The 15,468-nt window shown below is 65.5% G+C and carries 9 protein-coding genes and 1 tRNA gene; 6 read left to right on the forward strand and 4 right to left on the reverse strand.

Annotation, left to right across the window (positions count from 1 at the left end; genetic code table 11):
- The first annotated feature begins 37 nt into the window (after nt 1-37).
- The 4 genes from H351_RS13610 to rdgB all read left to right on the forward strand — a co-directional run bounded on the left by H351_RS13610 (nt 38) and on the right by rdgB (nt 3,003).
- Nucleotides 38-697 carry a rhomboid family intramembrane serine protease gene (locus tag H351_RS13610; protein ID WP_020970033.1) on the forward strand — a complete coding sequence of 220 codons (660 nt, stop codon included), beginning with the start codon at nt 38-40 and terminating at the stop codon, nt 695-697.
- Between the two features lie 97 nt (nt 698-794).
- A complete protein-coding gene (locus H351_RS13615; RefSeq protein WP_037119612.1) occupies nt 795-1,553 on the forward strand; it encodes a cyclic nucleotide-degrading phosphodiesterase in 759 nt (252 codons plus the stop codon).
- 52 nt (nt 1,554-1,605) lie between these two features.
- Nucleotides 1,606-2,391, forward strand: coding sequence for a ribonuclease PH (rph, locus tag H351_RS13620; RefSeq protein ID WP_003945332.1), 786 nt, complete (start codon nt 1,606-1,608; stop codon nt 2,389-2,391).
- Between the two features lie 3 nt (nt 2,392-2,394).
- Nucleotides 2,395-3,003, forward strand: coding sequence for an RdgB/HAM1 family non-canonical purine NTP pyrophosphatase (gene rdgB, locus H351_RS13625; RefSeq protein ID WP_019749148.1), 609 nt, complete (start codon nt 2,395-2,397; stop codon nt 3,001-3,003).
- Between the two features lie 62 nt (nt 3,004-3,065).
- Here the strand turns inward: rdgB and H351_RS13630 are convergent, their stop codons facing one another.
- Nucleotides 3,066-3,446 carry a DUF3817 domain-containing protein gene (locus H351_RS13630; RefSeq protein WP_003945334.1) on the reverse strand — a complete coding sequence of 127 codons (381 nt, stop codon included), beginning with the start codon at nt 3,444-3,446 and terminating at the stop codon, nt 3,066-3,068.
- Nucleotides 3,443-3,850 (reverse strand): hypothetical protein, encoded by a 408-nt coding sequence (locus H351_RS13635; protein ID WP_021333455.1) that lies wholly within the window; start codon nt 3,848-3,850, stop codon nt 3,443-3,445. Before H351_RS13635 ends, H351_RS13630 begins: the two co-directional genes overlap by 4 nt.
- Nucleotides 3,851-4,082: 232 nt before the next feature.
- Here H351_RS13635 and H351_RS13640 point away from each other — a divergent pair, with 232 nt between their 5' ends.
- Entirely contained in the window at nt 4,083-4,802 is a 720-nt protein-coding gene (locus H351_RS13640) for an aspartate/glutamate racemase family protein (RefSeq protein ID WP_019749146.1), read from the forward strand.
- A gap of 58 nt (nt 4,803-4,860) precedes the next feature.
- On the opposite strand, the gene H351_RS13645 is transcribed toward H351_RS13640, so the two are convergent.
- Both H351_RS13645 and H351_RS13650 read right to left on the reverse strand, forming a co-directional pair.
- Nucleotides 4,861-4,942 (reverse strand) — tRNA-Leu (locus H351_RS13645).
- 73 nt (nt 4,943-5,015) lie between these two features.
- A complete protein-coding gene (locus H351_RS13650; RefSeq protein ID WP_020970029.1) occupies nt 5,016-5,732 on the reverse strand; it encodes a hypothetical protein in 717 nt (238 codons plus the stop codon).
- Nucleotides 5,733-6,151: 419 nt separating this feature from the next.
- Between H351_RS13650 and H351_RS13655 the strand changes: the two genes are divergently transcribed.
- Entirely contained in the window at nt 6,152-15,463 is a 9,312-nt protein-coding gene (locus H351_RS13655) for a type I polyketide synthase (RefSeq protein WP_029255694.1), read from the forward strand.
- Nucleotides 15,464-15,468: the final 5 nt, after the last annotated feature.

Consider the following 15,468-nt stretch of genomic DNA (forward strand, 5'->3'; position numbering starts at 1 on the left):
AATCAGAAAACCGGATCGACCGTGGAGGACGCACACGATGACGATGGATTTCAACAATCCGGACTTCGGCACCCGGACGCCGGCACCGAAATCCGGTCCGCCCTCGGTGTGGAAGCAGTCGGCCGTGTTGGTGGGCGGCTTCGCGATCCTGCTCTACGTGATCGAGATCGTGGATGTCATCTCCGGTCAGAACGTCCAGAACGCCGGCGTCACCCCGCGCACGCTCGACGGCCTGTGGGGAATCCTGTTCGCCCCGGTCCTGCACGACGACTGGGCTCACCTGATTGCCAACACCATTCCGGTCCTGATCCTCGGGTTCCTCGTGCTGGTGTCGGGAATTGCGCGCGGACTCGCGGCGACCGGCATCATCTGGGTGATCGGCGGTGTCGGGACCTGGTTGTTCGCCGGCTCGAACTCGAATCACGTCGGTGCGTCCGTGCTGATCTTCGGCTGGGTCACCTACCTGCTGGTGCGCGGGTTCTTCACGCGGAGCTTCACACAGATCCTGATCGGCGTTGCCGTCTTCGTCGTGTACGGCGGAGTGCTGTGGGGCGTTCTCCCGAGCGATCCACGGGTTTCCTGGCAAGGACATCTGTTCGGAGCGATCGGCGGCGTGGTGGCAGCCTGGGCGCTGACGTCGGGGGAGAGGGCCAAGCGCGCAGGGTCGGCGCCGGCCGTCCGACCACCGAGTTTCTGAACGGACGTGGGTCACACCCTCGCTGCGGTGTGACTTCGACGCGCCAAAACCACCAAGAGCTTTTTTCCAGACGGGTAGACGTGGCAGCATGACCGGTATGCGCATGACCGTCCTGGGGTGTTCCGGCAGCGTCACGGGTCCGGATTCACCGGCTTCGGGATACCTGCTCACGGCACCGGGAACTCCGCCGCTCGTGATCGACTTCGGCCCGGGAGTTCTTGGGGCGTTGCAGCGATACGCCGATCCGGGCGAGGTGACGATCCTGCTTTCGCACCTTCATGCGGACCACTGTCTCGACATGCCCGGTCTGCTCGTCTGGCGTCGCTATCACCCCAACCCACCGGTCGGGCGGGCTCTGGTTTACGGCCCCACCGACACGGCCTGCCGCATCGGAGTGTCCTCCGCCGAGTGCGCCGGCGAGATGGATGACATCTCCGACACCATCGACGTCCGGCTCTGGGCCGAGAACGAGCCGGTGAGGTTCGGAGAACTGAGCGTCGTCGCCCGTCGGATGAATCATCCTCCCGAGGCTTACGGTTTCCGGATCACCGGCGCCGACGGCCGCGTGCTCGTCTACACCGGTGACACGGGTATGTGCGACAACGTCGTCGAACTCGCCCGTGGAGCGGACGTGTTGCTCTCCGAAGCTTCGTGGACCGACAGTCCGGATCGCCCCGAGGGCGTTCACCTCTCCGGTAAGGAAGCCGGCCGTGTGGCTGCCCTCGCCGGCGTCAAGGAACTTCTCCTCACACACATCCCGCCGTGGACCTCCCGCGAAGACGTGATCGCCGAAGCGAAATCCGAATTCTCCGGACCGGTCCATGCCGTCTCCGCCGGAAGCGTCTACGACATCTGATTCCCCTCACATTCGATGCAGTGCCGACCGGGCGACCGCTAGGCTCACGAAGGTGACTACACGAGAAGACGGTAGGGCGGACGACGAGCTCCGCACGGTCAAGATCACCCGCGGGTTCACCAGTCATCCGGCCGGATCCGTTCTGGTCGAGTTCGGGAACACTCGCGTCATGTGCACGGCCAGCGTCGAAGAGGGTGTACCCCGCTGGCGCAAGGGCTCCGGCTTGGGTTGGCTGACAGCCGAATACGCGATGCTTCCCGCCGCCACGCACACACGCAGTGGCCGCGAATCGGTCAAGGGCAAGGTCGGCGGCCGTACGCAGGAGATCAGTCGACTCATCGGCCGATCACTTCGGGCCTGCATCGATCTCGCCGCGATCGGCGAGAACACCATCGCCCTGGACTGTGATGTCCTCCAGGCCGACGGCGGTACCCGCACCGCGGCAGTGACGGGGGCGTATGTGGCCCTGGTCGACGCCGTGACGTACCTGCGCGCAGCCGACCTGCTCTCCGACCCTCAGCCCATCTCGTGTGGCATAGCGGCCGTCAGCGTCGGCGTCGTGGACGGACGAGTGCGCCTCGATCTTCCGTACGAAGAGGATTCGCGCGCCGAGGTCGACATGAATGTCGTGGCCACCGATACCGGCACGCTGGTGGAAATCCAGGGAACCGGTGAGGGCGCCACGTTCCCACGCTCGACGCTGGACAAGCTGCTCGACTCCGCTCTGGCTGGTTGTGAGCAACTTTTCGAGATCCAGCGTCAAGCGTTGGCCGAGCCGTATCCCGGGGTGCTACCCGAACCGAAGAATCCGGAACCCAAAAAGAAGTTCGGTGCCTGAGCTGTGAGCGTACGAGTACTGGTTGCCAGCCGAAATGCCAAGAAACTGAAGGAACTTCACCGGGTGCTCGACGCCGCTGGAGTGAACGGAATCGAACTGGTCGGGCTCGACGAGGTGCCGCCGTTCCCCGAAGCCCCCGAGACCGGGGCGACGTTCGAGGAGAATGCACTCGCCAAGGCACGTGACGGCGCGGCGGCAACCGGAATGCCTTGCATCGCAGATGATTCCGGTGTCGAGATCGATGCACTCAACGGTATGCCCGGCGTGCTGTCCGCGCGATGGTCGGGCACTCACGGCAACGACGGCGCCAACACGGCGCTTGTCCTGGCTCAGCTGGGAGACGTGCCAGACGAGCGGCGCGGCGCGGCATTCGTCTCCGCCTGTGCACTGGTGATCCCCGGCGGCGACGAGACTGTCGTGCGCGGCGAATGGCGCGGGGTGATCGGCCGAGAACCAGCCGGCGACGGGGGCTTCGGATACGACCCCATCTTCCGTCCGGACGGCGACACCCGCTCTGCCGCAGAACTCACCCCGGCCGAGAAGGACGCGGCGTCACATCGAGGGAGAGCGCTCGTACAGCTCGTTCCGGCGCTGGCGGCACTGGCCGGCTGAACCGAATCCGAAAAGTAGAGCCCTGAACGCGTCTGCGTTCAGGGCTCTACTTTTTGAAACTCTCAGAGCTGATAAGCCTGCTTCACCTGGGCAGTCCGCTTGTGCTCGAACACGAACGACAGGAACGGGATCGTGCCGGCGAGCGCGGTGGCAACAGTCGTACCGGGCTTCCACCGGGCCTTGATCGCCAAGTCGATCGTGAACACGAGATAGAGCATGTAGAACAGGCCGTGGATCTGACCGATGTAGAACAACCACGACGGTGCATCCGCCGAATTGTCGAGAATCAGGTACTTGTAGACCATCTCACCGGTCAGGAACAGCAGCCAGAGGCCGGTGATCCAGGCGAGAACGCGGTATCGGACGAGCGCCGACGCAACCTTCTTCTGCTTTTCTGCGTTGACTGCGGGGGTAGCGATGCTCGCTTCCGAACCGGTACTCACGTCGTGCTCCTATCGGACTCGCGAGCGGCGAGCTGCGCAAGGTAGTCGTTGTATTCCAGCATTTGGCGGGCTTCAGGGTCGTCGACGTCGAGGTTCACATCGTCGAACTCGGCCTGCGGGCGTTGCGGCAAGAGGTCGGCGGGAATCTCACGCGGCTCCGCGGCGGCTTCCTCGGCTTCGGCCTCTTCGGGGTCCACGTCTTCGAGCTGAACGAACTTGCGATACGCGTACACGACAAACGCCGCGAACAGCGGCCACTGGAACGCGTACCCGAGATTCTGTCCCGAGCCTCCGACGGCTTCGAAGCGCTCCCACTGCCACCAGCCGAGCGCGAGGCAGCCGGCAGCTGACACGATGACCAGCAGAATCAGCGCAGGTCGGCGTTTAGTAGCGTTCTTGGACACACTAAGACGGTACCTGAGAGCTATAGTGCCTCGCCCTGCGATCTCCGACACGGTGTCGTAGAAGCCGTGCCACGGCGTGTCGTAGAAGCCGTGCCACGGCGTGTCGTATAGGCCGTGCCACAGCGCCTGTGCGCTATGCCCATCCTCACCCGCAACGCCAGGCACTGAACACATTTTCCCAGCTGTGCTGCATCGATAACCTCGGGCGTATCCGAAAGCAGGGGAGTGTTTCATGCACATCAGAGTGATTCGCCCGGTCATCGACACCACACTGACTCCGGCGGTGACAGACGAGGTGGAGCACTGGGCGGCGCCCGGCACGACGGTCGATGTCGTGTCACTGCTCTCTGGCACGGCGAGCATCGAGTCCGAGTACGACGAGGCACTGGCCGGCCCCGGGATCGTGCAGCGGGTCGAAGAGGCGGCAGTCGACGGCGTCGACGGTGTATTCATCACGTGTTTCGCCGATCCCGGAGTGCATGCCGCCCGAGAGATCATCGACGCACCGGTGGTCGGCGGCTTCGAGCCGTCATTTCTGACAGCGATGAGTCTGGGCGATCGCGTCGGTGTCGTGACCATCCTGCCGAACGTCGTGCCGATGCTCCGATCGCTCACTCGGCGGTATGGACTCGATAGTCGGCTGGGCAGTATTCGAGTCGTGGACATGCCGGTGCTGGGCCTCACCGATCGGGAGGAACTGATTGATCGACTGGCCGCTCAGGCGTCTGCGGCAGTGCAGAACGGCGAGGCCGATTCCGTCGTTCTCGGTTGCACCGGGATGCTCGGTGTGACCAGTGCAGTCCGAGACAGGCTGCATGGCAAAGGGATTCACGTTCCGGTTGTGGATCCGACGGCGTCGGCGATCACGTGGTTGGAGAGCTCGGTCCGTCTGGGGCTGACGCCGAGTCGGACGACGTACATGACCCCGCCGGTCAAGGCTCGAAAGCGCTGAGCCTGATCAAGAACTGAAAAAGCCCCGCCGGATCTGATCCGGCGGGGCTTTTTCGTTGTGCGCGAGGGGGGACTTGAACCCCCACGTCCTGAGACACTGGAACCTAAATCCAGCGCGTCTGCCAATTCCGCCACTCGCGCGCGGAATTCAAAGGATACGCGAGTGGAATCGCTCGCGGGCACACCACCCTGGTCGGGATGCGCCCGCCCGCTCTCAGGCCGTTTCGGCGAGTGGATCCGCTGCGGGCGGCGTGGTGGATTTCTTCGACCGGCGCGGTTGCTCGGCCGTGCGTTGATACCGCCACGCAGCGTGGGTGAGTGTTGGAACATCGACATCGAGATGTTCGGCAACCGCAACGAGCAACTCGGCTGCGTCGGTGCTCGACAACAATTCCTCGCTACTGCTTGCTTCGGTGGCGAACCGTGCAAGTAGATCTATCGAAGTTGCCGTCAACTTCCCAGACAGGAACACCAGCGTCTCGAAGGTCCTGGGGCCCAGGCCTGGAACGGAGACGACTGCCGAACGGAGGCCTTCGGTGTCCTCGACGTCGGCACCGCACCGGCAACCGGCGTCGGCGAGCGCTTTGGCCGCACGAGCCGCACCCTCGGCTTTGGTGAAGTAGTTGCCCGGCACGCGCTGGCGATTGCCGAGAATCGTTGCGAGCTCGTCGCCACGGTCGGTGAAGGCGGCGAGAGCGGACAAGCTGTCGAGGTGTTCGCCTGCGGCTACCGAGCGGTGTGTGCGCCAACGGTCGAGGACGGCGCGGACTCCGGTCTTCGGTGTTCCGTAGGCGGCGCGCGACGAGAAGATCGCATCGAGAAGGGCGGCTTCGGACTCGCGCGGCCATCCCTGATTCCAATGCGGCCACGCCTCGCGCGGAAGCTCAGCGCCGATGAATTCGGCCGCTCTGACTACGTCTGTGTCTTTCATGATTTCTCCCCCCGAGAAGTCGTCCGGTGTGGACGCGCTGAACGTAGCGAGGGGGTCCGACAGATGGTGGCCCGGAACGCACGGGATCGACCGTCCGTCAAGGAGGTCACGAATTGGTAACAATAAATATGAGGGGTTCCTCAGGTTTCTGAAAATCCCGGTAACAGTCCCAGGCAGGGCGTTCGCGACCTACTCGCGAGTCACTTTCTCGAAGTCTCGTGAGGAAGATCACGGCCTCGAAAGTCCAGATTTCCAGGGTGCCGACAAACGTGAGGAAATCCTCATGATTCTGTGTAAACCTTGTCTTGCACGAACGCCCTGACTCCGTCGATTCTCTCGACGAATTCGCGAGCACTTCAGCCGGGCAGCACACCGCAAATCCCACCTCGCCGCAGAGGTGACCAGGAGAGGACGTACGCGTGACGATCGATGACACGACACCTACAGGAAACGGACGCGACTCGAAGGGTGGACGCCGTTTCGGCGTCGATGGGGGACAGTCCCGCACGACCAGCAAAGGTGCCCTCGTCGATTCGCTGAACAACGGCGTTTCCTACGCAATCGCTTTCGGTGGACAGGGCGCTCCCTGGCTCACCTCGCTCGAGGAGCTCAGCCGTGACAACGGCCTGGAGCCCGTTCTGACCGATCTGGTCAATGACGCAGCCGCACGCCTCGCGCCCGTCGCACAGGATCTCCTCGTGGTTCGCCCGGTCGGATTCGATCCGATCGCGTGGATGCTCGAAGCCGAGATCGTCGACGAAGAAGAAGGTGAGAAGTCCGCCGGGCCTTCCGCTGCCGCGCTCACCGCAGCTCCGGTGTCACTCCCCGGCGTCTTCCTCACGCAGCTTGCGGCGTTGCGTGCACTCTCCGCTCAGGGTCTGGATGTAGCCGGTAACCCGCCTGCTGCCGTCATCGGCCACTCGCAGGGCCTGCTGGCCACCGCTGCCGTAGCCGCGCAGGGCAACGACGACGGTGAACTCCTCGCCGTCGCACAGCTCGTCGGTGCTGCTGCCAGCCTGGTCGGCCGTCGCCGCGGCGTCATCGCCGGCGCCTCCGCGAAGCCGATGGTTGCGGTCTCGGGCGTCGATCCCGAGCGTCTCGCCGCCATCGTCGCCGAGCTTGCCGAGGGTGTTGCCCCCGAACGCGCGGCTGTCCTCGCCATTCGCAACGGCCGTCGCCGCGTCGTTCTCGCCGGACCGCCCGCTCAGCTGGCACGCGTGCAAGAGCGTTGCGAGCAGATCGAAGCCGAAGAAGCTCGCGAGCGAGAGGGCAAGAAGCGTGGCGGTTCCGTCTTCGCTCCGTCCTTCGATCCGCTCGACACCGAAATCGGCTTCCATCACCCAGCATTGGCCGAGGCCGTCGAACTTGTCGGCAGCTGGGCAACCCGTTGCGGTCTCGATGCCGACCGTGCGCGTGAACTTGCACAGGGTGTCCTCGTCGATCCGGTCGACTGGGTCGAGGCTGTCGACGGCGCAATCTCCGCCGGCGCCAAGTGGATTCTCGATCTCGGGCCCAGCGATCAGCTGACCCGTATGACGTCCTCTTCGCTGCGTGGGCAGGGCATCGGCATCATCGCCGCCGCCACCCGCGGCGGACACCGCAATCTGCTCACCCCCGGTGCTGCGCCTGAGGTCTCACGTTCGTGGAGCGAATTCGCGCCGAAGCCTGTTTCGCTTCCCGGTGGCCGCATCGGCGTCGAGACGGCGTTCACGAAGCTGACCGGTCGTTCACCCATCCTGCTCGCAGGCATGACGCCGACGACGGTCGACGCCAAGATCGTTGCCGCAGCAGCCAATGCCGGTCACTGGGCTGAGCTCGCCGGTGGCGGACAGGTCACCGAGGAAATCTTCGAAGACCGTGTCGCAGAGCTGAAGATGTTGCTCGAGCCGGGCCGCGCGGTCCAGTTCAACTCCCTGTTCCTCGACCCGTACCTGTGGAAGCTGCAGCTCGGTGGCAAGCGCCTGGTGCAGCGTGCCCGTACTGCCGGCGCTCCCATCGACGGCGTCATCGTCACCGCCGGTATCCCGGAACTCGAAGAGGCCGTTGCCCTCATCGACGAGCTGTCCGAGATCGGCATCACCAACATCGCGTTCAAGCCCGGCACCGTGGCGCAGATCCGCTCCGTGATCCGCATCGCCAACGAGGTTCCGAACTTCCCGGTCATCGTCCACATCGAAGGCGGCCGCGCCGGCGGACACCACTCGTGGGAAGACCTCGACGACCTGCTCCTCGACACGTACGCCGAGCTGCGTACACGTCCGAACTTGGTCATCTGCGTCGGCGGCGGCATCGGAACCCCCGAGCGAGCAGCCGATTACCTCACCGGTCGCTGGTCTGCCGCAGCCGGTTTCCCGGCCATGCCCGTCGACGGCATCCTGGTCGGCACTGCAGCCATGGCGACTCTAGAGGCCACCACCTCGCCCGAGGTCAAGCAGCTCCTCGTCGACACGCCCGGAACACCGGATTGGGTCGGTGCCGGTACCGCTGAAGGCGGAATGGCCTCTGGCCGTAGCCAGCTCGGTGCCGACATTCACGAGATCGACAACGCGGCTTCGCGCACCGGACGCCTCCTCGACGAGGTTGCCGGCGATTCCGAGGCAGTGGCCGAGCGCCGCGACGAGATCATCGCCGCCCTCGACGTCACCGCCAAGCCGTACTTCGGCGACGTCGAGACCATGACGTACGCACAGTGGCTGCGCCGCTACCTCGAGCTCACCGTCGGCATCGACGCGGCGAAGGAATTCGATTGCGGCGCAGATCTTCAGGACGCCATCGTCGAGGCGACCTCGAGCCCGTGGCTCGACATCACCTGGCGTGCTCGCTTCGGCGAGATGCTCCAGCGCACCGAGGCGCGTCTGCACCCGGTCGACCGTGGCCCGATCCCCACACTGTTCGGCGACGCCGAGACTCTCGAGCGCCCCGAGGCTGCGATCTGCGCACTGCAGGCGTCGTACCCGGACTACTCGACGACGGTTCTGCATCCCGCAGACGTCTCGTTCTTCACCTCGTTGTGCAAGACGCCGGGCAAGCCGGTCAACTTCGTTCCCGTCGTCGACGGCGACGTCCGCCGTTGGTGGCGCAGCGACTCCCTGTGGCAGGCACACGATCCCCGCTACACCGCCGATCAGGTTTGTGTCATCCCCGGCACCGTTGCCGTCGCCGGCATCACCCGTGTCGACGAGCCGGTCGGTGACCTGCTCGATCGCTTCGAGAAGGCGACCTACGACGAATTGGTTGCTGCCGGAACCGCTCCGGTTGCACTCGCGAGCCGCCGCCACCAGGATTCCGCACCCGGACTTCTCGACGCCGTCCTCTCGGCTCCCGACCTCCAGTGGGCCGGCCGCCTGACCCAGAACCCCGTCCGTCGTCTCGGTGACCTCGACGAGTGGAGTGCAGAGTCTGCCGACAAGGCAGTTCACGGCACCACGGGGTCCAGCTTGACCGTCGTCGATTCCTCGCACGTGCTGCTCTCGGTTCCGTTGGTGGCAGACAAGTCGGTCGACATCACGATCACCATCCCCGAGTCCGTCGTAGACGGCGGCGCTCCGGTTGTCACCGAGGCAGACGCCGAGGGTGCGATGTCCGCGCTGCTGGCAGTTGCTGCCGGACAGGAACTTCCGACAGTCAAGAACGGCAAGGCCCGCCTCAACGTCGCGTGGGTTCCCGATCGCATTGCCGATCACGCCGGTGTCACCGGTTCGGGTCTGCCCGCCACGCTCAGTGTCAGCGGCAAGGCTGTTCCGGACGTCGTCGTCGGAGCATGCTGGCCTGCAGTGTTCGCAGTCCTCGGCGCAGCCAAGCTCGACAGTCTTTCAGTCATCGAAGGCATGCTCGACCTGGTCCACCTCGACCACACCGTCGACTTTGTCGGTGAGCTGCCCTCCGAGACAAGCATTCTCGTGGTCAATGCCGAGGTCGCCTCGGTTCTCGACACCGACCTCGGTCGCGTCGTCGAGGTCAAGGTCGAGGTCGGTGCCATGCTCGGCGAGGGCCTCGACGCCCCCGCAGTCGTCACCATGACCGAGCGTTTCGCGATCCGCGGACGCACGGGCGCTGGCGAACTCGCCGACCCGGCTCGCGCCGGTGGATCGATCAGCGATGCGGCTGTCGACACCTCGCGTCGTCGTCGCCGTGACGCGAAGATCCTCGCGCCGGTCAGCATGGGCGCGTTCGCTCAGGTTTCCGGTGACCACAACCCGATTCACACCTCCGACAACGCCGCTCTGCTGGCCGGCCTCGGAACCCCGATCGTGCACGGCATGTGGCTCTCCGCCGCAGCGCAACAGGTAGTCACCGCAGTCGACCCGGCCGAGACCCGCGTCCCGCCGCGCCGCCTGACCGCCTGGACCGCCCGCTTCCTCGGGATGGTTCGCCCCGGCGCCGAGATCGACGTCCGCGTCGACCGTGTCGGCATCGACCAGGGCGCAGAAATCGTCGAGGTCGGCTGCCGCATCGACGGCGAACTGGTGATGGTCGCCACCGGCCGCACTGCCGCACCGAAGACCGTCTACGCCTTCCCCGGCCAGGGCATCCAGCGCCCGGGCATGGGCCTCGACGCTCGTGCACGCTCCAAGGCCGCCCGCGACGTCTGGGAGCGTGCGGACAAGCACACCCGCAAGGCGCTCGGATTCTCGATTCTCGCTGTCGTGCGCGACAACCCGGTGACCGTCAAGGCGCGCGGTGTCGAGCACAAGCATCCTGACGGTGTCCTGCACCTGACTCAGTTCACCCAGGTGGCCATGGCCGTTCTCGGTGTTGCCCAGGTTGCCGAGCTGCGCGAGTCCGGAACATTCATCGAGGATTCCCTTCTGGCCGGTCACTCGGTCGGTGAGTACAACGCACTCGCTGCTGTCGCCGAGGTTTTCCCGCTCGAAGCACTTCTCGAGGTCGTCTTCCAGCGTGGCTCCGCCATGCACCAGCTCGTTCCCCGTGACGAAGCCGGTCGCTCCGACTACCGCATGGCTGCTATTCGCCCGTCGCAGATCGGTGTTTCCGACGACGACGTGCAGGGCTTCGTCGCCGGTGTCGCCGAGGCTTCCGGTGAGTTCCTCGAAATCGTCAACCTGAACCTGCGCGGCAGCCAGTACGCCATCGCCGGTTCGGTAGCCGGTCTCGACGCACTTGAGGTCGAAATCGATCGTCGCCGAGCAGAATTCGGTGGCAAGCGGGCATACATCCAGGTTCCCGGCATCGACGTGCCGTTCCACTCCACCGTCCTTCGTGGCGGCGTGGCGGACTTCCGCGTGTGCCTGCAGGACTTGCTCCCGCACGACATCGATCCGGACATCCTGATCGGCCGCTACATCCCGAACCTGGTTCCGAAGCCGTTCTCGCTGCGTCGTGACTTCGTTCAGGAAATCGCCGACCTGGTGCCGTCCGAGCCGCTGCAGGAAGTCCTCGCAGATTTCGACAGCTACGCAACGCGCACTCACGAGTTGTCCCGCATCATCCTGATCGAGCTGCTGGCTTGGCAGTTCGCCAGCCCGGTCCGTTGGATCGAGACGCAGGACCTGCTCTTCGGTGACGAGTCCGAAGGTGGACTCGGGGTCGAACGCTTCGTCGAGATCGGTCTCGGCGCTGCCCCGACCGTTGCGAACCTCGCGTCGCAGACCCTCAAGCTGCCGGGCCGCTTCGGCTACCCGGTCGAGGTTCTCAATGTCGAGCGCGAAGCTGCGATCGTCTACGGCACCGACGTCGACCCCGCCGTCGATGACGACGACGAGATCGAAGCGCCTGCTGCGCATGCTGCATCGGTTGCCGCGGCCGCTGCTCCGGTTGCAGCTGCTGCGCCGGCTGCACCCTCGGGTGGACCGCGTCCGGACGACCTCACCTTCAAGGCGCCCGACGCCACGAAGGTCCTGATCAGCCTGTGGACCAAGCTCCGTCCCGATCAGGTCGGCCCCGCCGACACGATCGAGGCACTGTGCGACGGCGTCTCCTCGCGTCGTAACCAGCTTCTGGTCGACCTCGGCTCCGAGCTGTCCCTCGGCGCCATCGACGGTGCCGCGGATGCCGACATGGGCTCCTTGGGAGCAACCGTCGACAAGCTCGCCCGTACGTACAAGCCGTTCGGACCGGTGCTCTCCGATTCGATCAACGATCACCTGCGCAAGGTCTTCGGCCCCTCGGGCAAGCGTCCCGGCTACATCGCCGACCGCGTCAAGAAGGTCTGGGAACTGGGCGACGGCTGGGCGCACCACGTCACCGCAGCAGTGGCTCTCGGCACCCGTGACGGCGCCAGCATCCGCGGCGGCGACCTCGGTGGCCTGAGCTCCGGCGCACTGGCCGACGCCGCAGCGGTCGACGCAGTCATCGACAGCGCAGTTGCCTCGGTCGGCTCTGCACGCGGAGTCAGTGTCTCGTTGCCGGCTACCGGCGGCGGAAGCGGCGGAACCGTCGACGCAGCCGCCCTGGGTGAGTTCACCGAGAACATCACCGGGCGCAACGGCGTTCTGGCCTCGGCTGCACGCCTGGTGCTCGAGCAGCTCGGACTGAACGAAGAAGCGGCAGTCGCGACGGTCGAGGACACCGAACTGGTCGACCTGGTCTCGGCTGAACTCGGCTCCGACTGGCCGCGTCTGGTTGCTCCGGCATTCGACGCACAGAAGGCCGTGCTGCTCGACGACCGTTGGGCAAGTGCGCGTGAGGATCTCGCTCGTATCTGGCTCGGTGACACCGCGTTGTCGGTCGAGAACTTCATCGGTGCCGGTTCCACCGTCGCCGCACAGGCCAAGTGGTGGGCCACCCGTGCAACCGACGAGGGCCGCACGGTGCTCGCCGAGGTCTACACCCGCATCGTTGATGCGGCCGTGACGACAGAATCCGACGCACCCGAGTGGGCAGGCGAGGTCGCAGTAGTGACCGGCGCCAGCAAGGGTTCCATCGCGGCAGCGGTCACGGGCAAGCTACTCGCCGGTGGCGCAACGGTATTCGTGACCACCTCACGACTCGACGGTCAGCGTCTCGGCTTCTACCGCGACCTGTACCGCGAGAACGCTCGCGCCGGTGCAGCCCTCTGGGTGGTTCCCGCGAACATGGCGTCGTACACCGACGTCGACGCACTGATCGACTGGATCGGCAACGAGGCCACCGAGAATGCAGGTGGCGCAAAGAAGCTCATCAAGCCGGCCATGACGCCGACGATGCTCTTCCCGTTCGCAGCTCCGCGTGTCGGCGGCGAACTCTCCGACGCCGGCGCTCGCGCCGAAATGGAAATGCGCGTGCTGCTCTGGTCGGTGGAGCGCCTCATCGGCGGTCTGTCGAAGATCGGTTACGACAGCGATGTCGACACGCACCTGCACGTAGTGCTGCCCGGTTCGCCGAACCGCGGAACGTTCGGCGGCGACGGTGCTTACGGTGAGGCCAAGGCTTCGCTGATTGCCGTGGTCAACCGCTGGAAGGCCGAGCGGAACTGGGCCGAGCGGGTCACGTTGGCACACGCGGTCATCGGTTGGGTTCGCGGAACCGGACTCATGGGTCACAACGATCCGATCGTCGACGCGGTCGAAGCTGCGGGCGTCCGCACCTGGTCCACCCAGGAGATGGCGACCCAACTGCTGAAGACGGCAACCCGCGAGTCGCGGCGCGCTGCAGCAGAGGCTCCGCTCGAGGTCGACCTGACCGGCGGACTGTCCGAGGCCAACCTGGATCTGGGTGCTTTGGCCAAGGAAGCTGCCGAGGTTGCCGAGATCGCCGAGGCTGTCGACGAAGCAGTGGACGAGTCCAGCATCCTGGCGCTGCCCACGCCGGCTCGCATCGACGACTCGGTCAAGGCTCCGAGCTGGCCCGAACTGGACGTCACCCCCGCGGACCTCGTGGTCATCGTGGGTGCCGGAGAGCTCGGACCCTACGGTTCCTCGCGTACCCGCTTCGAGATGGAGGTCGACGAGCAGCTCTCTGCCGCAGGCGTTCTCGAATTGGCGTGGAACACCGGACTCATCGTCTGGGAGAACGACCCCAAGCCGGGCTGGTACGACGTCGAATCCGGTGACCTGGTACCCGAGGCGGAAATCGCCGACAAGTACCACGACGCAGTCGTCGAGCGTTGCGGCATCCGTCGCTACGTCGACGAGGGCGCGATGATCGACAACACCGCTCCGCTGCTCACCTCCGTGTTCCTGGACAAGGATCTGAGCTTCGTGGTCGGCAGTGAGGCAGAGGCTCAGGCCTTCGTCGAATCCGATCCGGAGAACACGACGGCGACGGTTTCCGCCGAGTCCGGAGACTGGACGGTCACCCGCCGGGCAGGCACCGAGATCCGCGTCCCGCGCAAGATGAAGCTGACTCGCAGTGTCGGCGGCCAGATCCCGACCAACTTCGACGTCACCAAGTGGGGCATCCCCGCCGACATGGCAGATTCGGTCGACCGCGTCGGACTCTGGAACATCGTCGCAACGGTGGACGCCTTCCTCACCGGCGGCTTCACTCCGAGCGAACTGCTCCGCTGGGTACACCCGAGCCTGGTCGCCAACACGCAGGGCACCGGCATGGGCGGCATGACCTCCATGCGGAGCCTGTACATCGACACGCTGCTCGGCGAGAACCGTCCGAACGACATCCTGCAGGAAGCGCTGCCGAACGTCATTGCAGCGCACGTCGTTCAGTCGTACGTCGGCGGTTACGGCGCGATGGTTCACCCCGTCGCCGCCTGCGCCACGGCAGCGGTATCCGTCGAAGAAGGCGTCGACAAGATCCGACTCGGCAAGGCGCAGTTGGTTGTTGCCGGCGGGTTCGACGATCTGAGCACGGAAGGCATCATCGGCTTCGGTGACATGTCGGCCACTGCCAAGACCGAGGACATGCACGCCAAGGGCATCGAGGATCGCCGCTTCTCGCGGGCCAACGATCGTCGCCGCGGCGGATTCGTCGAGTCGGCCGGTGGCGGAACGATTCTCCTCGCTCGCGGAGACCTGGCACTCGAGATGGGCCTGCCCGTCCTCGGTGTGGTCGCCTGGGCCGGATCGTTCGCCGACGGTGTCCACACCTCGATCCCGGCACCGGGACTCGGAGCACTGGGCGCCGGACGTGGGGGAGCGGATTCGCAGCTCGCACTCTCGCTCAACGCTCTCGGCGTGAGCGCCGACGACATCGCCGTGATCTCCAAGCACGACACCTCCACTGCCGCCAACGATCCGAACGAGGCAGAGCTGCACGAGCGCCTCGCCGGGGCATTGGGACGCAGTGAAGGTGCGCCGATGTTCGTGGTCTCGCAGAAGAGCCTGACCGGTCACGCCAAGGGTGGTGCCGCAGCCTTCCAGCTGATCGGGCTCTGCCAGGTACTGAGCCAGGGCATCGTCCCGCCGAACCGCAGCCTCGACTGCGTCGACGACAAGATGGCCGAGTTCGAGCACCTCGTGTGGGCACGTCAGCCGCTCAAGTTCGGTGATCAGCTTCCGCTGCGTGCCGGCCTGCTGACCAGCCTCGGCTTCGGTCACGTCTCCGGCCTGATCGCAGTCGTGCACCCGCAGGCATTCGTCGAGTCGGTTCCGGCCGACAAGCGCGCCGACTATGTTGCTGCGGCGCAGCAGCGGACGATCGACGGTCAGCGCCGCCTCGCCAAGGCGATGTGCGGTGGCGACAGCCTCTACGAGCGCCCGGCGGATCGTCGCCTCGGTGCCGACGGAACGCCGGCAAAGGCGTCGCGTCAGCTCGAAGCGGACATGCTGCTGAGCGAGGACGCACGACTCGGCGCAGATCTGGTGTACCGCTCGAATCTGCCCGGCTGCAAGTAATAATC

Source organism: Rhodococcus erythropolis R138 (assembly GCF_000696675.2).
GTDB classification, from domain to species: domain Bacteria; phylum Actinomycetota; class Actinomycetes; order Mycobacteriales; family Mycobacteriaceae; genus Rhodococcus_F; species Rhodococcus_F erythropolis.

Coding starts and splice junctions, on each gene's coding strand:
- H351_RS13640 (WP_019749146.1), top strand. CDS start 4,083: ATGCACATCAGAGTGATTCGCCCGGTCATCGACACCACACTGACTCCG.
- H351_RS13610 (WP_020970033.1), top strand. CDS start 38: ATGACGATGGATTTCAACAATCCGGACTTCGGCACCCGGACGCCGGCA.
- H351_RS13615 (WP_037119612.1), top strand. CDS start 795: ATGCGCATGACCGTCCTGGGGTGTTCCGGCAGCGTCACGGGTCCGGAT.
- H351_RS13650 (WP_020970029.1), bottom strand. CDS start 5,732: ATGAAAGACACAGACGTAGTCAGAGCGGCCGAATTCATCGGCGCTGAG.